This window comes from Luteimonas sp. Soil_N_1 (genome assembly GCF_057656255.1).
Map to the genome: position 1 here is coordinate 995920 of NZ_JBDGKS010000001.1, position 23589 is coordinate 1019508.

Sequence of the window (23589 nt, forward strand, 5' to 3'; positions counted from 1 at the left end):
GAAGCCGCCCGCGCATGAGCCGGTCCGCCACGCAGGCGCCGACGCTCGCGGACGCGGGCCAGACGCCCGTCTCGGCATTGTCGGGCGTCGGTCCGGCAGTGGCTGCGAAGCTCACCGCGCGCGGGCTCGCCACGCTCGGCGATCTGTGGCTGCACCTGCCACGGCAGTACGAGGACCGCACCCGCGTCACGCCGATCCGCCACCTGCGCGGCGGCGTGCCGGCCCAGGTCGAAGGCGTCGTCGAAGCGGTCGAGAAGGGCTTCCGGCGTCGGCCGATGTTGCGCGTGGCGATCGGTGATGGATCCGGCGGCACGCTGGTGCTGCGGTTCTTCCACTTCCGCGCCGCGCAGGTCGCGCAACTCGCGGTCGGCACCCGCGTGTGCTGTTTCGGCACGCCACGTCCGGGCCAGCAGGGCCTGGAAATCGTGCACCCGAACTACCGGGTGCTCGAGGGCGACGCGATCACCGTACTGGATGACCGGCTCGATCCGGTCTATCCCGCCATCGAGGGCATCGGCCCGCAGGTGCTGCGCCGTCTCGTGGGTCAGGCGCTGGACCGGCTGCCCGCCAGCGCCACGCTGGAACTGCTGCCGGACGATGCGCTGGCGTCGCTTGCGATGCCGTCACTGCGCGATGCGTTGCTGTACGTGCACCGCCCACCGTGTGACGCCGACCTGCAGATGCTGGCCTCCGGCCTGCATCCCGCCCAGCGCCGGCTGGTGCTCGAAGAGATGCTTGCCCACCACCTGAGCCTGCGCCGGCAACGTATTTCGCTGCAGTCGCACCGTGCACGCGCGCTGCGCCCCGGTGCGCTGTCCGGAGCGCTGCAGGATTCGCTGCCGTTCGCACTGACCGGTGCGCAGGCGCGCGTGTACCGGGAGCTGCTGACCGATCTGGCCAGGCGCAAGCCGATGCTGCGCCTGGTGCAGGGTGATGTGGGCAGCGGCAAGACCGTGGTGGCCGCGCTCGCCGCCGCGGCCGCGATCGACGGTGGCCGCCAGGCTGCGCTGATGGCCCCGACCGAACTGCTGGCCGAGCAGCATGCGCAGACCCTGCGCGCCTGGTTCGAGCCGCTTGGCATCCGCGTTGCCTGGCTCGCCGGCAAGGTCACCGGACGCGCCCGCGCGGCCGTGCTCGAGGAGATCGCCTCGGGCGCGGCGCAACTCGTCGTCGGCACCCACGCGCTGATGCAGGCCACCGTCGCTTTCCATGATCTCGCGCTCGCCATCGTCGACGAGCAGCACCGCTTCGGCGTGCACCAGCGCCTCGCGCTGCGCGACAAGGGTGCCGACAGCGGTTGCGTGCCGCATCAACTGGTGATGACGGCGACGCCCATCCCGCGCACCCTGGCCATGTCCGCGTACGCCGATCTCGATGTGTCGGCGATCGACGAACTGCCGCCGGGCCGTACCCCCGTGCAGACGGTCGTGCTCAGCAGCGAACGGCGGCCTGCGCTGATCGAGCGGATCCGTCACGCCTGCGCGGAAGGCCGGCAGGCCTACTGGGTCTGCACCCTGATCGACGACTCGGACGAGGTCGTCGCGCAGGCCGCGCAGAGCACCTTCGAGCAACTGTCGGCCGCATTGCCGGCGCTGCGCCTCGCGCTCGTACACGGACGCCTGAAACCGGCCGCAAAGCAGGACGCTATGCGTGCGTTCAAGCAGGGCGCGGTCGATCTGCTGGTCGCCACGACCGTCATCGAGGTCGGGGTGGACGTGCCCAATGCATCCTTGATGGTGATCGAGAACGCCGAACGTCTCGGTCTCGCCCAGTTGCACCAGTTGCGCGGACGGGTCGGTCGCGGCAGCGCCGCATCGAACTGCGTGCTGCTGTACCAGTCGCCGCTGTCGAGACTGGCGCGGGAACGTCTGGACACGATGCGGACGACCAGCGACGGCTTCGTCATCGCCGAGCGTGATCTGGCATTGCGCGGACCCGGAGAGCTGCTGGGGACCCGGCAGGCAGGGCTGGCCGAATTCCGGATGGCGGATCTGGTCCGGGACGCCGATCTCCTGCCGGATGTACATCGTCTAGGCGCTTCGATCCTGACCCATCGTCCGGATCTTGCGGACCGTCTGGTGGAGCGGTGGATCGGAAGCGCGTCACGGTATGCGGATGCCTGAAACGGCGGATCGGAACCGCAGCAGGGCGCGATCCTGATCTATTCATATTGACGACGCTCACGTTTCGTTCATGATGGGCGTCGCAGTTGGCAGGATTGGCGCTGCGGTTTCATCTCCAGAGGTCTGTGCCGGTGGTATTCCATCCACACTGCACGAGGCTGGCTGGTTCCAGGAAGGAGTACCGGTGGTGCAATACCGCGTTTTCATTGCGGACGATCATCCGCTCACGCTCGCTGGCGTGCGCGCGGAGATCGAGCGCGCCGGAGATTCTTTCGTCATTGCCGGGGAGGCGGCGAGCGGCAAGGCGCTGCTTGCACTTCTGGAGCAGGCGAGCCTAGCGCGATCGGCGGCCGGGTGTCTGCTGGTCACCGACTTCTCCATGCGCGTCGGGCGGCTGCGCGAATGCGACGGCATCAACCTGCTGCAGACCCTGCGTCGCCAGTTTCCGCTGCTGCCTGTCATCGTCCTAACCGAGATCGGCAGTCCGGCGATGCTCCGGGCGATGGTCGAATCGGGTGTGCGCGGTCTTGTCGACAAGGTGTCTGCACCGAACGAGCTGCTCGTGGCCATCCAGCGTGTGGCTGCGGGGCGCATCCATTTCTGCCAGCGGATCCGTGCGGCGCTCGATCAGGCCGGTGGCGCAGAGAAGGGTGTCCGCATCTCGCCGCACGAAGCCGAGGTGATCCGCCTGTTCGTCGGCGGCTTGACGGTGAGTGAGATCGCGGTGCGCCTGTCGCGCAGCGTCAAGACCATCAGCCGTCAGAAGAGCGATGCGATGCAGAAGCTGGGTGTGGAAAACAACAGCCAGCTGTACGGGTACGCGCGCGACCACGGCTTGTCGTGACTGCAGGGGTGGCGCTGCATGGGGTCGCCGATTCCGGCGTCACCGGCAATAATGCGGGCATGACCCGACCGATTCCCCTTCTGATCGACACCGATCCGGGTGTCGACGATGCGCTGGCACTGCTGCTCGCGCTCGACGATGCCTCCCATGAGGTGGTCGCGCTGACCATCGCCGCCGGCAATGTCGGCCTGACGCATACCGTGGCCAATGCGCTCAAGCTCTGCGAAGTGATGGGGCGTGACGATATCCCCGTACACGCGGGCAGCCCGTCACCCCTGCTGCATGCCGCGCCCGATGCGGCCTACGTCCACGGCAATGACGGTTTCGGTGACATCGGATATTCCGCGGCGAAGCGCGGTGTGGAAGACGAGCACGCCGCGTTGGCGATCATCCGGCATTCGCATCTGCATGCCGGCCATCTGGTGCTCGTTGCGCTCGGACCCCTGACCAACGTCGCGCTGGCGCTGAAGCTCGACCCGACGTTGCCGTCACGCGTCGCGCGTTTCGTGGCGATGTCCGGCGCGGTGACCGGGCACGGCAACATCACGCCCTGTGCGGAGTTCAATGCCTACTTCGATCCCGAAGCGGCGAAGATCGTGTTCGATGCGTTTCCCCGCTTCGACCTGTCCGACTGGGAGGCCACGGTCGCCCATGGTCTGCCGCATGACGCGGCGCTGGGCTGGATGCAGGCGGGCGGTGAGGTCGGGCATTTCTATGAATCGATCTCGCGCAAGACGCGCGAATGGTCCGCGGACCGGCGTGGTGACGAGTGGCACTCCGCCGATGCGCTGGCGATGGCGTGGGTGCTGGAGCCGGACGGCGCGCTGGAAGTTGTCGAGCGGCCCCTGGATGTCGTGCTCGATCACGGGCCGGCGCGCGGTGCGACTGTGGTCGACTGGTCGCGGCAGCTTGGCCGCCCGGACAATGCCCGCATCCTGATGCGCTACGACACCTCGCGTTTCCACGCCCGGATCCGCAGTGCGCTTTCCCGCTGACGCGCGACTTGCGCGATGGGCAGGACGATGGTTAAAATGCCGCTCTTCCCTTGCGCAACTCTGGTGCCCGCCATGAAGGCCGACATCCATCCTGATTACCGTGAAGTCGTCTTCCAGGACGTCACGTCCGATGGCTTCAAGTTCCTTACCCGCTCGACCCTCGCCTCTTCGGCGAAGGAAAAGATCCAGTGGGAGGACGGCAACGAATACCCGCTCATCAAGATCGAAGTTTCTTCGGCCACGCATCCGTTCTATACCGGTCAGAACAAGATCATGGATACGAGCGGTCGCGTCGACAAGTTCCGCAAGCGCTACGCCAAGTAAGCGCGTGCGGGATGGTGCGTACCGCGTATGCGGTGCGTATCGCTCGACGACACCGGCGGCCGCCCTCGGGCGGCCGTCTGCGTTCCGGATCATCTGCATGCCTGCTGCGATTTCGACGTGGCAGGCATTGCCGTGTTCGACTTTCGTGCAATGCCGCGTACCGGCGCGCATGGAATCGCTATGCGATAATTGACGCATTGCGGCACGCGCCGCCCGCCAGGCCGGATGGCGTCGCCGTCCGGGGAAATGAGGAGCCTCCAGAGTGTCTGAATCCAACGCCAAGCTCGACCAGGTCACGCTCGATGCCGCCGGCAAAACGGTGACGCTGCCCGTTCTGCACGGCACGCTCGGCAACCCCTGCATCGACATCTCGAAGCTGCCCAAGGAAACCGGCTGCTTCACCTACGACTCCGGCTTTACCGCCACTGCCAGCTGCAAGTCGGCCATCACCTACATCGATGGCGACGAAGGCGTGCTGCTGTACCGCGGTTACCCGATCGACCAGCTGGCCGAGAAGTCGAGCTTCCTCGAAGTCGCGTATCTGCTGCAGGCCGGCGAACTGCCGACCGCCGACGAATTCGCCAAGTTCGAGCACGAAGTCACGCATCACACGATGATGCACGAGTCCCTGAAGAGCTTCCTGCAGGGCTTCCGTCACGATGCGCACCCGATGGCGATGCTCGCCGCGTCGGTCGCGTCGATGTCGGCGTTCTATCACGACACGCTGGATCTGCAGGATCCCGAACAGCGCCGCCTTGCCGCGATCCGTCTGATCGCCAAGGTGCCGACGCTGGCCGCGGCCGCGTACCGGTACTCGATCGGTCAGCCGATCCGCTATCCGCGCAACAGCCTGAACTACGTCGACCGCTTCCTGCACATGATGTTCGAAGTGCCGAGCGAGCCGCTGGAGCTCAACCCGGTCGTCGCCAAGGCGATGGACCTGCTCTTCATCCTGCATGCCGACCACGAGCAGAACGCGTCGACCTCGACCGTGCGTCTGGTCGGTTCGACCGGTGCGAACCCGTACGCTTCGGTCGCAGCCGGCATCACCGCGCTGTGGGGCCCCGCGCATGGCGGCGCCAACGAGGCGGTGCTCAAGCAGCTGGCCGAGATCGGCACGGCGGACAACGTCGAGAAGGCGATCCTGCGCGCGAAGGACAAGAACGACCCGTTCCGTCTGATGGGCTTCGGTCACCGCGTCTACAAGAACTTCGACCCGCGCGCGAAGATCATCCGCGAGATGACCCACAAGGTCCTCGGCGAGCTGGGCGTCAACGATCCGTTGCTCGATGTCGCGATGAAGCTGGAAGAAGCGGCGCTGAAGGACGACTACTTCGTGGAGCGCAAGCTCTACCCGAACGTCGATTTCTACAGCGGCATCATCTACAAGGCGCTCAACATCCCGACCGAAATGTTCACGGTGATGTTCGCGATCGGTCGCACCGCCGGCTGGGTCGCGCACTGGCTCGAGCAGCAGGTCGACCCGGAAGCCAAGATCGGCCGTCCGCGCCAGATCTACACCGGCTACGACGTGCGTGACTACCAGGACAGCGCCAAGCGCTGAGGCATCGGAAGCAGGCCGCTTGGCCGGCACCCGTGTCCTGTAAGGGCGGCCTATTGGCCGCCCTTTCTGTTTCTGAGAGCGCGTGTGTCGGGAGCGCCCCCGGAAGGGGGCGTGCCAGAGGCTGATGCACGTGGCCCCGGCCAGACCGGCCCTCTGTCATGCGCGAGGCGCCCGGTTGGCGCGCTCGCCCGAGTGTCTGGCTCGGGCGCGGCCGCGAAGATCATTGCCGCGCAGTGCTCGGCTGGGGCGCGCCTACCCCAGGAATCGCACCCTGTCAGTCGGCGCCGTGCTCCAGCGCGATCAGGCGCTCGAGCTGGGCGCGCGAGGTGCGGCGCATCGGTCGTTCGTCCACCCCGGAGAGCGGGGCCTGGCGCAGTGTCGCCTCAGGCAGGACCGTCAGGTCGAACGTGATGTCGTCGGCGGCAAACACCCAGACATCGAAATCACCGGCCCGCTCGCGGTCCAGGCGCACGCGTCGCACCCGGTTGTCGGCCGGAATGCCGTGATCGTCGAGGAAGCGGGCGACCACAGCGGGATCGTCCGTGTGGAGGTGCAGCGTCACTGCCGAATGATCGTCAGCGGTGCCTTCGAGTACGGGGCCTGCGAGCCGGGGCGAAAAGCGTTCGAAGAAGCCCAGGGCGCGCACGGCCGCTTCGCGACGGGTGCGCACCGCATCCATGTGGCGCACGCCGACGAACAGACGCTGATGGTCGCGCAACGCATCTTCGATCTCGCGGTTGCGGGGCAGGGATGCGTCGTCATGGATGCCCAAGCGACTCGCGGCCTTGAGCTTGGCCTGATGGAAGTCCCGGATTCCGCTTTCGGCCATCATGCGCGCGGCTTCCTGGGCGACACGGTAGCGGCGTTCGCGGGTGCGGGTTTCCGCGTGTTGCTGGGCGCGGTGCATGCACGTCCCCTGTTCCAGTCACCTGCATGGACTCTACGCCAGCGTCGTGACGGGTCAAGGTCGCGATGCGCGGCCTCGGCATCAGCGCGCCCGCCGGGAGACTCGATCAAAGGATCTCGCAGCGTCATGCCGACGCTGCGAGCGTGTGTCAGAAGATGTCGAAGGCTTCTTCGGCCGGCACGTCGTCGATCTGCAGATCGATCTCCGATTCCATCCGCTCCAGGTCCTCGGCTTTGACGTACTCGACGATGCCGCCGTCGGATGTCGTGGGCAGCAGGCGCCCGCCCGGCGTCACGGATACGCGCACCATGCCCTCCGGCGGCGTATTCGGTGATTCCGGTGTGCCGTCGAGCGCAACACGCATGAAGTCGATCCAGATCGGCAGCGCCGAGCGACCGCCATACTCGCGGAAACCCAGCGAGCGGTTGTCGTCGCGGCCCACCCAGACCGACGTGACCAGATTGCCGCCGAAACCGGAGAACCAGGCGTCGCGGTGATCGTTGGTCGAGCCGGTCTTGCCACCCACGTCTTCGCGTTCCAGCACGCGCGCGGCGGCGCCGGTGCCGCGACGGACCACGTCGCGCATCATCGAGATCATCTGGTAGGCCACGCGTTCGTCGATCGCACGCGGTGCCAGGACGGGTGCGGCACCGTCGGCGCGGGGTTCGGGTGCGGGTGCCGCTTCGACGGCTGTCGCAGCGGTCACTTCGCGTTTCTCTGCGGCAGGTCCCAGGTTGAACCCGTCGACCACGTGGCCGGGCGTAGCGGGCTGGCCCGGCGTGCCGCCGGTGTCGCAGCCACGGCAGGCACGTGCAGGATTCTCCTTGAAGATCGAGATGCCTTCGCGGTCGCGGACTTCATCGATGAACCACGGCGTGACGCGGAAACCGCCGTTGGCGAACACCGCGTAGCCCCGTGTGACGTCGAGCGGCGTCAGCGATGGCGTGCCCAGCGCGATCGACAGGTTCGGCGGCAGCTGCGATTCGTCGAAGCCGAAGTGGCTGATGTAGCGCCGCGCGTAGTCGACGCCGATGGCATCGAGCAGGCGCACTGCCACCAGGTTGCGTGACTGCACCAGCGCTTCGCGCAGGCGCATCGGGCCGACGAACCTGCCGTCCGAATTCTGAGGGCGCCAATCCTGGCCGCGGCGCATGCGGAAGAGCACCGGCGCGTCGAGGACGATCGACGCCGGATTGAAGCCCTTTTCGAAAGAGGCCGCGAAGATGAAGGGCTTGAAGCTCGAGCCCGGCTGGCGGCGCGACTGCGTGGCGCGGTTGAAGTTGCTGCCGGCGAAGCTGAAACCGCCGATCAAGGCGCGGATCGCGCCGTCGTCGGGTTCCATCGACACCAGCGTGGACTGGGCGCGGGGCAACTGGTCGAGCTGCCAGGTGACGGTCGGCGGCGGCAGGTCCTCGGGTGCGGTATCCGCAGCAGCCTTGGCGGGCGTCTCGATCCGGCGCACGCGGGTGAGATCGCCGCGGGCGAGCAGCGCGGCGGGATTCTTGCCGGTCCAGCGGCTTGCGGCGGCCTCCAGCGTCACCGTGCTGCCGTCTGCCAGCACGACGTCCGCCGTTCCCGAGCCACTGCGCGTCACGATTGCCGGCAGCAGGCCGCCCTGCGGCGCAATGCCGCGCAGGCGTCGGGCCGTGGTGTCGATGTCCTCGTCGGCTGCCAGCTCGAAGGTGTCGGCAGGCTTCACCCAGCCATGGCGATGGTCGTAGGTCGACAGGCCGTTGCGCACGGCCAGTTCGGCGGCGGCCTGCATCTTCGGGTCGATCGTGGTCGTGACGTGGTAGCCGCGGGTCAGGACGTCTCCACCGTAACGGGCCACCATCTCCAGGCGCACCATCTCGGCGACATAGGGCGCGAACACCTCGATCGGACGCTCGTGCGGGCTTGCGTGCATCTCGACGGCGCGGGCGGCGGAGGCTTCCTGCGGGCTGATGAAGCCCAGCTCCTGCATGCGCGCGAGCACGTACACATCCCGGCGCTCCTTGGCGCGTTCGGGATTGCTGAGCGGATTGCCGCTGGACGGGAACTTCGGAATCGCCGCGAGCGATGCCATCTCGTCGAGATCGAGCTCGTCGAGCGACTTGCCGTAGTAGAACTCGGCGGCCGCCGCGACACCGTAGGCGCGGTTGCCGAAGAAGCTCTTGTTGAGATACAGCTCGAAGATCTCGTCCTTGCTGAGGTTCTGCTCCATCTTCCTGGCGAGCAGCATCTCGGCGAACTTGCGTGTGAAGCTGTACTCCGAGCTCAGGAAGAACTGGCGTGCGACCTGCTGGGTGATCGTGGAGCCGCCGGGGACGCGGCGATCCCGCGTCGTGGCGAGCAGCCAGAGCGCGCGGGCGACGCCGCGGTAATCGATACCGCCGTGTTCGTAGAAGCGCGCGTCCTCGGTAGCGAGAAACGCCTGCTTCAGGCGGTCCGGAACGTCGTCGATGCGGACCGGGTAGCGGCGGGTTTCGCCGAACAGCGCAATCAGGCGCCCGTCGTTGGCGTAGACGTACATCGGCTCCTGCATCTCGATGTCGCGCAGCGCTTCGACATCGGGCAGCTTCGACGCGACCGCGGCATACAGGATGCCGCCACTGATCGCACCCAGCACCGCCAGCACCAGGACCAGGACGACGGTCCAGCGGACGACGCGGCGGAGCCGGGAGGGACGTGGCTTGGCAGGGGATTCGGTGACTGGGCTCATGGCCGCGGAGTATAGGGGAGCGGGCCGGGCGGGCGCTGGCGGCCGCCTGACCGGGCGGGTGCGGTGGCCTGTCGCGACGGACGATCGGCGCCCATCCGTGCAGGCTTTTCATCCCTCCCGGATGGTCGCGCGTGTTGCCAATACCCGGAAAGTCCGCTATTTAATGCGCCGGGACACGAGGCGTGGCTAAACGCCCGTGGCAAAGGGGATATTTCGTGGGGCTCATCACAAAAAGCCAGGTGCCGGTCATCGGCATCGATATCAGTTCGACTGCGGTCAAGCTTCTGCAGCTGTCGCGGCAGGGCACCCGGTATCGCGTTGAGCACTACGCGGTGGAGCCTCTGCCGCCCAATGCCGTCGTCGAAAAGAACATCGTCGAGGTCGAGGCGGTCGGCGAGGCGATCCGGCGTGCCGTGTCGCGCTCCGGCACCAAGGCCAAGCACGCGGCCGCGGCCGTGGCCGGATCGGCGGTGATCACCAAGACGATCCCCATGCCGGCGGACCTCGACGAGGACGAGATGGAATCGCAGGTCGAGCTGGAGGCGGTGAACTACATCCCGTATCCGATCGAAGAAGTGAACCTCGATTTCGAGGTGCTGGGCGCAGTGCCGGGCAACGTGGAGATGGTGCAGGTCCTGCTGGCCGCCTCGCGTTCGGAAAACGTCGAGCTGCGTGCCTCCGCGCTGGACCTCGGCGGTCTGACCGCCAAGGTCATCGATGTCGAGGCATTCGCGGTCGAAAACGCGTTCGCGATGATCGCCGGCACCCTGAGCATCCCGTCCGATGGCGTGGTGGCGCTGGTGGACGTGGGCGCGACGATGACCACGCTCAATGTGCTGCGCAACGGGCGCAGCCTGTACTCGCGAGAGCAGGTGTTCGGTGGCAAGCAGCTCACCGACGAGGTGATGCGCCGCTACGGTCTCAGCTACGAGGAAGCCGGTCTGGCCAAGCGCCAGGGTGGCCTGCCGGAGAGCTACGAGGTCGAAGTGCTCGAGCCGTTCAAGGAAGCCATGGTCCAGCAGGTGAGCCGCCTGCTGCAGTTCTTCTATGCGGGCAGCGACTTCAACCGCGTCGACCAGGTCGTACTGGCCGGCGGGTGCGCATCGATCCCCGGCGTGGCCGAGATGGTCGAAGAGCAGCTCGGTGTGCAGACCGTGCTGGCCAATCCCCTGGCGCAGATGACGCTGGGTCCGCGCGTCCAGGCGCACGCGCTGGCGCAGGATGCACCCGCGCTGATGATCGCCTGCGGCCTCGCGCTGAGGAGCTTCGACTGATGTCCAGGATCAACCTCCTCCCGTGGCGCGCCGAACGGCGCAAGCAGCGGCAAAAGGAATTCGGCGTCATGGTCGGCCTCGCCGCGGCGGTCGGCGTGGTCCTGTGGCTGCTGGTCAACATGTACTACAACGCGCAGATCGACGGCCAGAAGGCGCGCAACGCCTTCCTCCAGCAGCAGATCGCCCGCGTCGACACGCAGATCACCGAGATCGACGCGCTCGAGTCGCAGCGCGCGCGCCTGCTGGCACGCAAGGCGGTCATCGAGGAACTGCAGGGCAACCGTTCACAGATGGTCCACCTGTTCGACCAGCTGGTGCGCACGATTCCCGATGGTGTGCTGCTGACCTCGCTCAAGCAGGAAGGCCAGACCCTGACGCTGGAAGGACGTTCGCAGTCCAATGCGCGCGTCAGTACCTACATGCGTTCGCTGGACAGCTCCGGCTGGATGACCAGCCCGCAGCTGTCGGTGATCGAAGCGCGTGACGGTGTGCCGGGCCTGCCCTACGCCTTCACCCTCAACGTGCAGCTGTCGACGCCGGCCGCCAAGGAAGCTGCCGCGACCGGAACCGGTGACCCGATCGACGACGCGCCGGGCGCGGCGCCGGCTGCCGCACCCGCCGCCGAAGGAGCCGCATCGTGAGCAAGAAGAAGGTGTCGCTGCGCGATCTCGACGTCAACAACACCGGTGCGTGGCCGCGCGAGTACAAGATCGGCGCCTGCATCATCGTCGGCCTGCTGATCTTCTTCCTGCTGTGGTACGTCATCACCCGGGAGAAGGGCAACGAACTCAAGGGACTCGAGACGCAGGAATCCGATCTGCGCCGCGACTTCGAGGACAAGCAGGGCAAGGCCGCGAACCTGGAACCGCTCAAGCAGCAGCTCGCGCAGATGGAGCAGCAGCTCCAGCAGATGCTGCGCCAGCTGCCCAGCAAGACCGAAATGCCCGATCTGATCGTCGACATTTCCCAGACCGCGATCGCCACCGGCATCCAGAACGACCTGTTCAAGCCGGGCGAAGAGCTGCCCCGCGAGTTCTACGCCGAGCAGCCGATCGCCCTGCGCATGGTCGGCACCTACCACCAGTTCGGCGCCTTCGTCAGTGGCGTGGCCTCGCTGCCCCGCGTGGTGATCATGACGATGCACGACATCTCGCTGAAGCCGCGCGGTGGTGGCAGCGGGACCGATGGCCTGGCCGCGATCGGCCCCAATTCGAGTCTGGAACTGTCCGGGACCGTGAAGACCTACCGCTACCTCGACGAGGATGAAGCGGCCGCGCAGGCGCAGGTCGTGGAGGGCACGCCGTGAGGGCCGCCGCACGCGACACGATGCTGCGCGGCGCCGTGGCGCTGGGGATCGCTCTGGCCGTCGGTGGCTGTGGCCGGGGCGTGACCAGTGAGCCCGGACAGGCCCCCAATCTGGAAGTCTGGGTGGAAGAGGTCAGGCAACGACCCGCACCGGCGCTGGAGCCGCTGCCGGTGATGCAGCAGTTCGAGACCTTCGAGTACTCGGCGCAGGGCATCCGCGACCCCTTCAGCAACGCCTTCACCGACGACGGCACCGGCAGCGGTCCGCGTCCGGATTCCAACCGGCGCAAGGAGATCACCGAGCAGTTCCCCCTCGACGCCATGTCGATGGTGGGCACGATCGGAACCGGCAGCCGGATCGTGGGGCTGGTGCTGGCGCCGGACAAGGTGACCTACCGCATTACGCCCGGGAACTACCTGGGTCAGAACGATGGCCGCGTGACATCGGTCAATGAGAACCGCATCGAGCTCGTCGAGCTCGTGCCCGATGGCGCCGGTGGCTGGTTGGAGCGCCCGGCTTCGCTCGCGCTGAACGAACAATGATGAGGGGAAGCAACATGACCGTGAGCAATGCGGGTGGCCAGCGGACGGGCCGGATGAACTCGATGCGTGCCTGCGCGCTCGGGCTCGCCATCGGGCTGGTGGCGACGTTCAGTGGTGCCCAGGCGGCACAGGCGCCTGCGCCTGGCCTGTTGCTGCCCATGCTGCAGGCATCGGCGGTCGCGGCGCAGCCGGGGGGCGCGCTGGCCGTGACCGATCTCGACTTCCGGCGCGGCGACGGCGGCTCCGGCAAGCTGGTCCTGCGTTTCGATGGCGACGGTGCCGCGCCCGACCTGCGCACGCAGGGCGACAACATCGTGGTCAATCTGGGCAGCGCCACGCTGCCCGCATCGCTGCAGCGCCCGCTCAACGTCACCGACTTCGCCACGCCCGTGCAGCGCATCGATGCGCGTCAGGGCGCCGATGGCGCGCAGGTCGTACTGAGCGCGCGCGGCGATTTCGAGCCGATGGCCTATCAGAGCGGTCGCGACTACATCGTGGAGATCATCCCGCGTACCGGGGCGGCTTCGGCCGAACGTGCAGTGGGTGCGGCGAGCACGGCGGCCACCATGGGCCAGTCCGCGGCGGCGACGGTGTCCGACACCCGCTCGTACGGCGGTGCGCCGGTGACGTTCAACTTCCAGGACGTGCCGGTGCGCACGGTGCTGCAGCTCATCGCCGACGAGTCGAACCTCAACATCGTCGCCAGCGACAGTGTCGCCGGCAACGTGACGCTGCGTCTGCAGAATGTGCCGTGGGACCAGGCGCTGGACATCGTGTTGCAGGCCAAGTCGCTCGACAAGCGTCGCAGCGGCAACGTGGTCTGGGTCGCGCTGCAGAGCGAGATCGCCGCGTTCGAACAGGCCAAGGAAGATGCGCGCCTGGCGATCGAAGAACGCGCGGAGATGAGCACCGAATACATCCCGATCAGCTACGGCAACGCCGAAGACATCGCCAAGCTGCTGACCGAGGAGAGCAAGACCTCCGCGCGCGGCGGCGGCAGTGGCGGCGGCGGTGGCAGCGGCAGCCAGAGCCGTGATGCGGGCTTCCTGTCCTCGCGCGGCAGCCTGAGCTTCGACCGCCGTACGAACACCCTGCTGGTGATCGACATCCCGCAGCGTGTCGCGGAGATCAAGCGTCTGGTCATGATGCTCGACAAGCCGGTCGACCAGGTCGTCATCGAAGCGCGCATCGTGATCGCGAACGAATCGTTCGCCCGTGATCTGGGTGCGCGGTTCGGGGTCAGCGCGACCAAGGAGCGCGTGAATGTCGGCGGTGCACTAGATGGTTCGCTGACGCCGGGCGGACTCAACGTCAGCCTGCCTGTGGCTCTCGAAGGCGGTGCGCCATCCCTCGGATTCACGATCCTCGGGCGCACGATCGACTGGGCCGTGGAACTGCAGGCCCTGCAGACAGAGGGTCGCGGCGAGATCGTGTCCAATCCGCGTGTCGTCACCAGCAACCAGCGCGAGGCAGTGATCCGTCAGGGCCAGGAAGTCGGTTACCTGACCGTGACCGGTGGCCAGAGCAACAGCGTGCCGACCGTCGAGTTCAAGGACGTCCTGCTCGAGCTCAAGGTCACCCCGACGATTACAAACGATGGCCGCGTGTTCCTGGCGATGGACATCAAGAAAGACGAGATCGAGCGCTTTGTCAGCTTTGGTGAAAGCGGTGAAGTGCCGCTGATCAGCAAGCGCAACGTGACCACGGCGGTGCTGATCGACGACGGCCAGACCGTCGCCATCGGCGGTGTCTACGAGTTCACCGATCGCGCCTCGCTGCGCAAGGTGCCGTTCCTGGGCGATATCCCGGTGCTGGGCAACCTGTTCAAGAGCCGGGGACGCAGCAAGGAAAAGGCCGAGCTGCTGATCTTCGTGACCCCGCGCGTCATGCGCGTGGCCCAGCGTCCGGCCGGCTGACCGGTCCGCGCTGCGGCATCTGCGACGGGGCCTTCGGGCCCCGTTCGCGTTCCGGCGACCGGCGGTTTGGCTGGCGTTGAACCACCGGCGCGGGTTCCGGTCAAACTGGCCTCCTGCGCGACGTGCGCATGCGAACGGGAATGGCGATGGATCTGGAGGAACGGGTCGCGGACGGCCTGCATGCGCGTTTCGTCGCGCTGCGCGACGCGCTGTCGGAGGAGATCATCGGGCAGTCTGCGCTGGTCGAAAGGCTGCTGGTCGCGTTGCTCGCCGACGGTCATCTGCTGGTCGAAGGCGCGCCGGGCCTCGCCAAGACGACGGCCATCCGCGCGCTGGCGGCGCGGCTCGATGCCGACTTCGCCCGCGTCCAGTTCACCCCGGACCTGCTGCCGGCCGACCTCACCGGCACCGAGATCTGGCGGCCGCAGGACGGGCGCTTCGAGTTCCAGGCCGGCCCGATCTTCCATCCGCTGCTGCTGGCCGACGAAATCAACCGGGCACCGGCCAAGGTGCAGTCCGCGCTGCTGGAAGCGATGGGCGAGCGGCAGGTCACGGTCGGTCGCCAGACCTACCGTCTGCCGGACCTGTTCCTGGTCATGGCGACGCAGAATCCGATCGAGCAGGAAGGCACGTTCCCCCTGCCCGAAGCGCAGTTGGACCGCTTCCTGATGCACGTGCGCGTGGGCTACCCCGAAGCCGATACCGAGTCGCGGATCCTGGCGCTGGCACGTGGACGTGCGCTGGCCCAGCTCGATGCGGTGCCCGAGCCCGTCGAACGCATGCCGCTGGCGCAGCTGTTCGAAGCGCGACGCGCGGTACTGGCCCTGCACATGGCGCCGACGGTCGAGCGCTACCTCGTCGAACTGGTGCTGGCCTCGCGCGATGCCGCGCGCTACGACCCGGCGCTGGCCGGGCGGATCGCCTGGGGCGCGAGCCCGCGCGGTTCGATCGCCCTCGAGCGATGCGCGCGCGCCACCGCTTGGCTCGCCGGTCGCGATTTCGTGACGCCGGACGATGTGCGCAGCGTTGCGCCCGACGTGTTGCGCCACCGTGTGCTGCCGAGTTACGAGGCGACGGCGGAAGGCTGGGACGGCGAACGTCTGGTGCAGGCGCTGATCGAGCGGGTGCCATTGCCGTGAATCCCGGCGCGGACCCTGCACCGGGCATCCGGCCCTCGTTGGCCGAACTGGTCGCATTGCGTCCGGCGGCCCATCAGCGCGGTCTGGTGCGGCGCGCGCGCAGCGGTGTACGGGCGCTGGCGCCGTCACCGCACCGGGGGCAGGGCATGGAGTACGCCGAATCACGCGACTACGTCGCCGGCGACGATGCACGCCACATCGACTGGCGGGTGACCGCGCGGACCGGGCGACCGCACACCAAGATCTTCCAGCGCGAGCGGGAGCGCCTGACGCTGATCGTCGCCGACACCGCAGCCGCGCTCTATTTCGGTACGCGCGTGCGCTTCAAATCCACCCAGGCGGCACGTGCCGGCGCGATCGCGGCGTGGGCGGCGGCTGCCGACGGCGACCGGATCGGCGCCCTGCGTGGCACCGCGATCGAGCCACCCGTTGCACCCGCTGGCGGTACACGCGGGGCGCTGCGCGTCCTGCATGCGCTCACGCGCTGGTACGCGGCGCCGCCCGACGGCGATACGGGGCTGGGCGTGGCGATGGATCACGCCCGGCGCCTGTTGCGTCCCGGGTCCAGGCTGCTGGTCCTGGCCGATGCCGGCAGTGCGGCCGCCGTGCCCGCGCGCGACTGGGCGGCAGTGGGCGCGCATTGCGATGCGCTGGTGCTGCTGCTCGACGATCCGCTCGAGCGCCAGCCGCCGGACGCGCGCCTCGGATTCGCGCATGCGGACACACGCATCGACCTGGACCTGTCTGGCGCGGAACAGCGGGCGCGTTGGCGCGACGCGTTCGACATCCCCCGCGACACCGCCGTCGGGCATCTGCGCCGCGCCGGTATCGGCGTCGAGTCGCTGTCCAGCGATGCGCCCAGCGACGTCTGGCTGCCAGCGTTCGCGCGCGCCCGGCAGGGCTGATCGATGGCCATCCCCGATCTCGTCCTGCGCGACATCCACCAGCCGACCGCACCCTCGTGGTGGCCGCCTGCACCCGGCTGGTGGTGGTTGGGTGCCGGACTGCTCGTCGTGGTGCTGGCGCTGGCGGGCTGGCGCCTGTTCCGGGCATGGCAGCGGCGGCGCTGGATGCAGCTGTTCGATGCCGACGTGGACGCAGCCACGGGTGGCGCAGCCCGGATCGCGGCGATGTCCGCGCTGCTGCGCCGGGCGGCACGTCGCCAACGGCCCGACGCCGACCGTCTGCAGGGGCAGGCCTGGCTGGCATTCCTCGACGCCGGCATGCCCGGCGCACCGTTTACGACCGGGACCGGCAGCGCATTGCTCGACGGGGCGTTCCGGCGGGACGCGGACGCAGTCGACCTGCCGGCGCTGCAGACGCTTGCACGCAGCCGCTTCGTCGCACTGATGGTGGGTCGGTGAGCGGCGATCTGCCCGCCTGGCTGCAGGGCATCGGCGAGGTCTTCGCCTGGCCCTGGCTGCTGCTGGCACTGCCGTTGCCGTGGCTGGTGCGCCGGTTCGTGCCTGCATCGGCGACGACCGGGCATCACCTGCGTGTGCCGTATCGCGGGCTGGAGGCACTGGCGGCGCCGCGGTCCACATCGCGCGCGGCAGCGACGCCGTGGCTGCTGTGGATGGCCTGGTGCCTGCTGTGCATCGCCGCAGCGCGGCCATTGCAGTGGGGCGAGGTCGAACAGCCGCCGCGCAGTGCGCGTGACCTGATGCTGGCCGTCGACCTGTCGGGCAGCATGAGCGAAGAAGACATGGTCGTCGGACGCCGTCCGGTCGACCGGCTCACCGCGGCAAAGGCGGTCATCGCCGACTTCCTCGAACGCCGTGCCGGTGACCGCATCGGCCTGATCGTGTTCGGCCAGCGCGCCTATGCGATGACCCCGATGACGCTGGACCGTGAGACCGTGCGCCAGCAGCTCGATGCGACCGTCGTGGGTCTGGTCGGGCGCGAGACCGCGATCGGCGATGCGGTCGGGCTGGCGGTCAAGCGCCTGCACGACGCGCCCCGCGGCCAGCGCCTGCTGATCCTGTTGACCGACGGGGTCAGCAACGCCGGCGCCTTGACGCCGGACAAGGCGGCCGAGCTGGCGCGCGATGCCGGCGTGCGCGTGCACACCATCGCGTTCGGCAGCGACGGTGGCGCCGGTGGTCTGTTCGGCTTCCAGATGCCCGGTGGCGAACCGGCCATCGACGAGGCCGCGTTGCAGCGCATCGCCGATACGACCGGAGGACGTGCCTTCCGCGCCCGGGACACGGCTGAACTTGCCGGCATCTATGGCGAGATCGATCGCCTGGAGCCGGTCGCGCAGCCCGGGCCGGCCGTGCGCCCGCGCATCGAACGCTACCCCGTGCCGCTCGCGGCGGCCTGCGCCGTGCTGCTGCTCGCGCTGCTGCCGCGTCGGCGTGTGCTGGCAGGTGCACCGGCATGAGCCTGCCCTTCGACCTGCTGCAATTCGCGCGTCCCGCCTGGCTGTGGGCGTTGCTCGCGCTGCCCCTGCTGGCCTGGATCTGGTGGCGACGCCGACGCGGCGCCGATGCCTGGCGCGAGGCGGTCGATCCGCACCTGCTCGCACATCTGCGCGTGGCGCGCCCCGACCGCCGCAGCCTGTCCGGGCTGGGTGCCTGGTTGCTGGCCGCGCTGCTCGCGGTGCTGGCGCTGGCCGGGCCCGGCTGGCGCGCAGTGGAGGTGCCTCTGGAGGCCCGCGACATGGCGCCGCTGGTGGTGGTCATCGATCTGTCGACGGCGTCCACCGCCAGTGACCTGCCACCGTCGCGGCTGTTGCAGGCGCGGGCCAAGCTGGCATCGCTGCTTGCCGAGCGTAGCGCCGGCCAGGTCGCGCTGGTCGCCTATGCCGACGACGCGTTCACCGTCGCGCCGTTGACCGACGACGCGCGCAACGTGGCGCTGTATCTGGATGCCCTGTCGCCGGAGATCATGCCGGCCGACGGACATCGCGCGGATCGCGCGATCCCGCACGCGGTGGGACTGTTGCGACAGGGGCAGGCGGTGCGGGGCGACATCCTGCTGCTGACCGGCGATGCCGATGCCGCCGCCGTGGCCGAAGCGGGCATCGCCGCCCGCATGGGGTACCGGGTGTCGGTGCTCGGCCTGGGCACGGTGGCCGGTGCGGCCTATCGTGACGGTGCCGGTGCGCTGTCGCATGCACGACTCGACGCCGCGACGCTGCAGGCGCTGGCGGCCGCCGGCGGCGGGCAGTACCGGCGCTTGACGATCGACGACGACGATCTCGATGGGCTCGACGTCCTGCGTCCGGACGCACTGGCCGGTCCTGCCGCATCGCGCACGGACGCCAGCGTGCGTCGGGTGCTGGACGAAGGCTACTGGCTGCTGCTGCCGCTGCTCGCACTCGTGTTGCTGGCCTTCCGTCGCGGTACCGGCTTCGCCTGCGTGGCGGCCCTGGCGCTGGTGCCGGCTTTGCTGCCGGTGCACGCGCAGTCCCCGGCTGCGACGCCCTGGCAGCGTGCCGACCAGATCGCGCATGGGCAGATGCGCGATGGCACCCGGGCCTATCGCGGCGAACGCTACGACGAGGCCCTGAAGGCCTGGACCGCGCTGCCCGGTGCCGATGCCGCTTACAACCGGGGCAATGCGCTGGCGCGAATGGGACGCTTCGACGATGCCGTCGCCGCCTATGACGAGGCGCTGGCACAGCAGCCGGGTATGGACGATGCGCAGGCCAACCGCGCGGCCGTGATCGCCGCGCGCGATCGCAAGCCGCCGCCGGGTCCGGGCCAGGACCCGCGTGCGCCGCCAGCGCCCCGTGATGGGGATGGCGACGCGAAGCCCGGCGATGCGGGCGATCCGTCCGACCGTCAGCCCGGCGATGCGCAGGGGCAGGGGAAAGGCGAGCCGCGACCGCAGGATGCAGGCGCGCAGCCCGACGCCGGTGATGCCGGAACGCCGGTGGATGCGCAGGCCCAGCGCGACGCCGACGATGCACAGCGTGAGCGCATGCGGCGTGCGCTCGAGGGGCAGGCGGATGCGCCGCCCGAAGCGGCCTCTGCCACTGATGCGGACGCACAGCCCGGCGACGAGCGCGAGCAGGCCAATGCCGCCTGGCTGCGACGGGTACCGGATGATCCCGGAGGATTGTTGCGGGCCAAGTTCCGGCTCGAACACGAGCGTCGCGCCGCAGGAGGTGATCGATGAGCACAGCGGGTCGGATGGGCATGCGGACGACCGCCCGGGTGGTCGCGGTGCTGACGCTGCTGGCGCTGATGTGCGTGGTCGGTACTGCATACGCGCAGACACGCGCCTGGCTCGACCGCGAGCAGATCGCGCTCGGCGAGACCACGACGCTCAACGTCGAGACCGACGCTGCGACGGATACGCCCGACTGGGCACCGTTGTCGCGCGATTTCGAGGTCAGTGGCCACACCAGCCGGCGACAGGTGGAACTGACGGGCGGGCGTCGCAGCACCCGGGCGTTCTACGGCGTGGCCCTGAAGCCGCGCCGCGAGGGCGTGCTGGCGGTGCCGGCGCTGCAGGTCGGCACTGCCCGCACGCAGCCGCTGTCGCTCAGCGTCGCGCCTGCGCCGGCCGCCTCCGCACGCAGGGGCGGGCCGGTCTTCATCGAGGCCGAGGTCGACGCGCGCGCACCCTATATCCAGCAGTCGGTCGGGTATGTCCTGCGGCTGTTCTATGCGACGCCCCTGCTGTCGGGCAGCCTCGACCAGCCGGCGCCGGACGGCGCATCGCTGCAGCGCATCGGCAGCGATGTGCAGTACAACCGCGACATCGGCGGACGCCGCTACAGCGTGGTCGAGCGCCGCTACCAGATCGTGCCCGAACGGAGCGGCACGCTGACCATTCCGGGCGCGCGGTTCGAAGGCCGCGGCGCGAGCGGCGGCCTGTTCGACGACATGTTCAACCGGGGCCCGCGCGAACTCGCCGCGACCGGCCCGGCCAACGTGCTGGAGGTCCGCGCGATGCCCGCCGCTGCGCCACAGCCCTGGCTGCCGCTCCACGGTGTCCAGGCGCGCTGGCTGGAAGCGCCCACCGACGGCCGCGCCGGCGCGGCGAGCACATTCGTGCTGGAGGCCGTGTTCGATGGCGCTGTGGGCGTGCAATTGCCCGAGATCGGCCTGCCGCCGCTGCAGGGCGCGCAGGTGTTCGCCGAGCCGCCGCAGTACGACGAGAGTTTCGAGGATGGTCGGCCGCGGGTGCGGTTGACCCGTCGCTACTCGGTCGTGCCCCGGGACGCAGGCACCGTGCAGGTCCCCGGTCCGCGTATCGCCTGGTGGGACGTGAACGCCGATGCCGCACGCGCGAGCGGCCCGCCTGCGGTATCGCTGGCCGTTGCCGCCGGCGAAGCGCAGCCTGGTATTTCGGACGCGGCGGGGCAGGCCGACACGGTGCCGCTGTCCGTCGCCCCGGCGCCGGCCACTGGCAATAGCCGTTTCTGGCCCGCGATCGCGGCGGTGTTCGCGGCGCTGTGGCTGGCGACCGCGTGGCTGGCATGGCGGTTCCGGCAACAGCGGACTGATGGCGGGACGCGGCCACCGGCAGACGCTCCAGCCGCGCCGACGCGGGCGGCGTCCGCCGGCACGTCCGCGCAGGCGCATCGCAGACTGATGCAGGCCCTGACGACCGGTGAACCGGTCGAAGTGGAAAGCGCGCTGCTGGGCCTGCCGGCGGCGGGTGCACGCGATCTCGACACGCTGGTGGAGCAGTTCGAGTCCGCGCCGCAACGCGCGGCCGTGCAGCACTGGCAGCGCGCGCGCTGGACCGGCGGCGACCTGCCGGCTGCGCGTCAGATCCTGCGCGACGCGTTCCGGGGCGGCGTCGCATGGCGGACCCCACCGCGCGCCGACCGCGCGGGACCCGCATTGCCGCCGCTGTACCCGCACCGCTGAGCCCGGCTTCCTGCTAGCCTCCGCGCTTTCCCGCGGTCCTCCATGCCATGGCCGATTCCGAAGACGTTGCCGCGCGTGCGCGGATGCCGCTCCACTGGAAGATCGCGATCGGTTTTGCCGCGGGCCTCGCCCTCGGCCTGATCGCTCATTACACCGGCCTGACCGCGTGGACGCTGGCTGATCCCGCATCGGCCGCCTGCACCGGCGCGGAGCCGTCCTGGCAGTGCCGGCCGCTGATCGAAAGCTTCGTCGGCTGGGTCACCGAGCCGCTCGGCACGTTGTTCCTCAGCCTGATCTTCATGCTGATCGTGCCGCTGCTGTTCTCGGCGCTGGTGATCGGCGTGTCGGAAATGGGCGATGTCGCGGCGCTGGGCCGGATCGGCTGGCGCACGCTCGCGTGGACCGTCGTGCTGTCGGGCATCGCGGTGGTGGTGGGACTGGTGATGGTGAACCTGTTCCGGCCCGGCGAAGGCGTGGATCCCGCGCTTGCGCAGCAGTTGTTGGCCGAAGGTGCGCAGCGCACCGCGGCGATCGTGCGCGACAGCAAGGAAGGCGCGACCGGCATGGACATGCTGATGTCGATCGTGCCGCAGAACGTGGTGGGCGCCGCGTCTGACAACGCCAACATCCTGTCGCTGATGTTCTTCGCGCTGATGTTCGGCATCGGTCTGGTGCTGACCAAGTCCGAAGCCACCGCGACGCTCAAGCGCGGCATCGAAGGCCTGTTCGAAGTGTCGATGACGCTGATCGGTCTGGTGATCCGCCTCGCGCCGATCGCGGTGTTCTGCTTCATGTTCAATCTGGCCGTGCTGTTCGGCTGGGATCTGCTGCTGCGTCTGGGCGCGTATGTGCTGGTGGTGGTCGGCGCGCTGGCGCTGCACATGCTGGTGACGTATTCGCTGGCGCTGAAGTTCGTCGGTGGCTGGTCACCGCTGGCGTTCTTCCGCGGCGTGCAGGAAGCGATGCTGATGGCGTTCTCCACCGCGTCCAGCAACGCCACGCTGCCGACCGCGCTGCGCATCGCCGACGAGAACCTCAAGCTGCCGCGCAAGGTGTCGCGCTTCGTGCTGACCGTCGGTGCGACCGCCAACCAGAACGGCACCGCGCTGTTCGAAGGCGTCACGGTGATCTTCCTGGCCCAGTTCTTCGGCGTGGATCTGTCGATCTGGCAGCAGGTGCTGGTGATGCTGGTCTGCATCCTCGGCGGCATCGGCACGGCGGGTGTGCCGTCGGGCTCACTGCCGGTGGTCGCGCTGATCTGCACGATGGTCGGCGTGCCGGCCGAAGGCATCGGCCTGGTGCTGGGCGTCAACCACTTCCTCGATATGTGCCGGACCACGGTCAACGTGACCGGCGATCTCGGCATCGCGGCGCTGGTCTCGCGTGGCGAGGACGACGCGCCCGAGCCGTTGAAGACGGCCTGACGTCGCGCGGATCTGCAGATACGAAAACGCCCGGCAATGCCGGGCGTTTTCATGAAGCGGAACGCGATGCTTACTGCAGCAGCGAGCGCAGCATCCAGGCGTTCTTCTCATGCGTCTGCAGACGCTGGATCAGCAGATCCTCGGTCGGATCGTCGTCGGCGTCGTCGGCCACATCCAGCGCCTTGCGTGCGCTACGGCATACGGCCTCGTTGCCGACGACCAGCTGGCGCACCATTTCGCGCCAGTCCGGCGCCTTCTCCAGGCCCGGCTCTTCCTTGATCGACGACAGCTGGATGAACTCGCCATACGAACCCGGCGCGTTGTAACCCAGCGCGCGGATGCGCTCGGCGATCTCGTCCAGCGCGTTCCACTGTTCGGTGTACTGGCCCTCGAACATCACGTGCAGGGCGTTGAACATCGGCCCGGTGACGTTCCAGTGGAAGTTGTGGGTCTTGAGATACAGCGTGTAGGCATCGGCGAGGAACACCGACAGATGCTGGGCGACCGCCTTGCGATCGGCGTCGCTGATCCCGATATCGATGGCCGGCGCCTTCGACTGCGCGTCCGGCGACGCGACGGCCGGGGCGACCAGTGTCTTGGAGGATTTGGACTTGTTCGACTTGGCCTTGGCCATGACAGGACTCCGGTGATGAGGGGATTGCGCCCACAATATGGGCGCATCCGTTGTGGATTTGTGAC

At 68.6% G+C, this 23589-nt stretch carries 20 protein-coding genes; 17 read left to right on the forward strand and 3 right to left on the reverse strand.

The window, feature by feature from the left end:
- Positions 1–14: 14 nt before the first annotated feature.
- From recG to AC3A4E_RS04590, 5 genes are all read left to right on the forward strand, one after another.
- The gene (gene recG / locus AC3A4E_RS04570) at positions 15–2123 is read left to right on the forward strand and encodes an ATP-dependent DNA helicase RecG (RefSeq protein WP_487630368.1); all 2109 of its coding nucleotides are present in this window, start codon (positions 15–17) and stop codon (positions 2121–2123) included.
- Between the two features lie 184 nt (positions 2124–2307).
- Positions 2308–2967, forward strand: coding sequence for a response regulator (locus AC3A4E_RS04575; RefSeq protein ID WP_487630369.1), 660 nt, complete (start codon positions 2308–2310; stop codon positions 2965–2967).
- 59 nt (positions 2968–3026) lie between these two features.
- Positions 3027–3962: a nucleoside hydrolase gene (locus tag AC3A4E_RS04580; RefSeq protein ID WP_487630370.1), complete on the forward strand. Its 936-nt coding sequence runs from the start codon at positions 3027–3029 to the stop codon at positions 3960–3962.
- 72 nt (positions 3963–4034) lie between these two features.
- Complete coding sequence (locus AC3A4E_RS04585) at positions 4035–4286, forward strand: type B 50S ribosomal protein L31 (protein ID WP_487630371.1); 252 nt, start codon at positions 4035–4037, stop codon at positions 4284–4286.
- Between the two features lie 262 nt (positions 4287–4548).
- Entirely contained in the window at positions 4549–5850 is a 1302-nt protein-coding gene (locus tag AC3A4E_RS04590) for a citrate synthase (protein WP_487630372.1), read from the forward strand.
- A 274-nt stretch (positions 5851–6124) separates the two neighbouring features.
- Here the strand turns inward: AC3A4E_RS04590 and AC3A4E_RS04595 are convergent, their stop codons facing one another.
- Both AC3A4E_RS04595 and AC3A4E_RS04600 read right to left on the reverse strand, forming a co-directional pair.
- Complete coding sequence (locus AC3A4E_RS04595) at positions 6125–6757, reverse strand: hypothetical protein (RefSeq protein WP_487630373.1); 633 nt, start codon at positions 6755–6757, stop codon at positions 6125–6127.
- Between the two features lie 148 nt (positions 6758–6905).
- A complete protein-coding gene (locus AC3A4E_RS04600; RefSeq protein ID WP_487630374.1) occupies positions 6906–9458 on the reverse strand; it encodes a penicillin-binding protein 1A in 2553 nt (850 codons plus the stop codon).
- A 215-nt stretch (positions 9459–9673) separates the two neighbouring features.
- Here AC3A4E_RS04600 and AC3A4E_RS04605 point away from each other — a divergent pair, with 215 nt between their 5' ends.
- From AC3A4E_RS04605 to AC3A4E_RS04660, 12 genes are all read left to right on the forward strand, one after another.
- Entirely contained in the window at positions 9674–10732 is a 1059-nt protein-coding gene (locus tag AC3A4E_RS04605; protein WP_487630375.1) for a pilus assembly protein PilM, read from the forward strand.
- Complete coding sequence (locus AC3A4E_RS04610; RefSeq protein ID WP_487630376.1) at positions 10732–11373, forward strand: PilN domain-containing protein; 642 nt, start codon at positions 10732–10734, stop codon at positions 11371–11373. The genes AC3A4E_RS04605 and AC3A4E_RS04610 overlap by 1 nt, the downstream gene beginning before the upstream one ends.
- On the forward strand, positions 11370–12038 hold the full coding sequence (locus tag AC3A4E_RS04615) for a type IV pilus inner membrane component PilO (protein ID WP_487630377.1): 669 nt from the start codon (positions 11370–11372) through the stop codon (positions 12036–12038). The genes AC3A4E_RS04610 and AC3A4E_RS04615 overlap by 4 nt, the downstream gene beginning before the upstream one ends.
- Positions 12039–12058: 20 nt before the next feature.
- Entirely contained in the window at positions 12059–12580 is a 522-nt protein-coding gene (locus AC3A4E_RS04620) for a pilus assembly protein PilP (protein ID WP_487632017.1), read from the forward strand.
- 14 nt (positions 12581–12594) lie between these two features.
- Positions 12595–14496: a type IV pilus secretin PilQ gene (locus AC3A4E_RS04625; protein ID WP_487630378.1), complete on the forward strand. Its 1902-nt coding sequence runs from the start codon at positions 12595–12597 to the stop codon at positions 14494–14496.
- 128 nt (positions 14497–14624) lie between these two features.
- Entirely contained in the window at positions 14625–15635 is a 1011-nt protein-coding gene (locus tag AC3A4E_RS04630; RefSeq protein WP_487630379.1) for an AAA family ATPase, read from the forward strand.
- Positions 15626–16540, forward strand: coding sequence for a DUF58 domain-containing protein (locus AC3A4E_RS04635; protein ID WP_487632018.1), 915 nt, complete (start codon positions 15626–15628; stop codon positions 16538–16540). The genes AC3A4E_RS04630 and AC3A4E_RS04635 overlap by 10 nt, the downstream gene beginning before the upstream one ends.
- A gap of 3 nt (positions 16541–16543) precedes the next feature.
- Entirely contained in the window at positions 16544–16999 is a 456-nt protein-coding gene (locus AC3A4E_RS04640) for a DUF4381 domain-containing protein (protein WP_487630380.1), read from the forward strand.
- Positions 16996–18018 (forward strand): vWA domain-containing protein, encoded by a 1023-nt coding sequence (locus AC3A4E_RS04645; RefSeq protein WP_487630381.1) that lies wholly within the window; start codon positions 16996–16998, stop codon positions 18016–18018. Before AC3A4E_RS04640 ends, AC3A4E_RS04645 begins: the two co-directional genes overlap by 4 nt.
- Positions 18015–19760: a VWA domain-containing protein gene (locus AC3A4E_RS04650; RefSeq protein WP_487630382.1), complete on the forward strand. Its 1746-nt coding sequence runs from the start codon at positions 18015–18017 to the stop codon at positions 19758–19760. Before AC3A4E_RS04645 ends, AC3A4E_RS04650 begins: the two co-directional genes overlap by 4 nt.
- On the forward strand, positions 19757–21466 hold the full coding sequence (locus AC3A4E_RS04655) for a BatD family protein (protein ID WP_487630383.1): 1710 nt from the start codon (positions 19757–19759) through the stop codon (positions 21464–21466). The genes AC3A4E_RS04650 and AC3A4E_RS04655 overlap by 4 nt, the downstream gene beginning before the upstream one ends.
- 47 nt (positions 21467–21513) lie before the next feature.
- Entirely contained in the window at positions 21514–22890 is a 1377-nt protein-coding gene (locus tag AC3A4E_RS04660; RefSeq protein WP_487630384.1) for a dicarboxylate/amino acid:cation symporter, read from the forward strand.
- A 70-nt stretch (positions 22891–22960) separates the two neighbouring features.
- Here the strand turns inward: AC3A4E_RS04660 and AC3A4E_RS04665 are convergent, their stop codons facing one another.
- Complete coding sequence (locus AC3A4E_RS04665; protein WP_487630385.1) at positions 22961–23524, reverse strand: Dps family protein; 564 nt, start codon at positions 23522–23524, stop codon at positions 22961–22963.
- Positions 23525–23589: the final 65 nt, after the last annotated feature.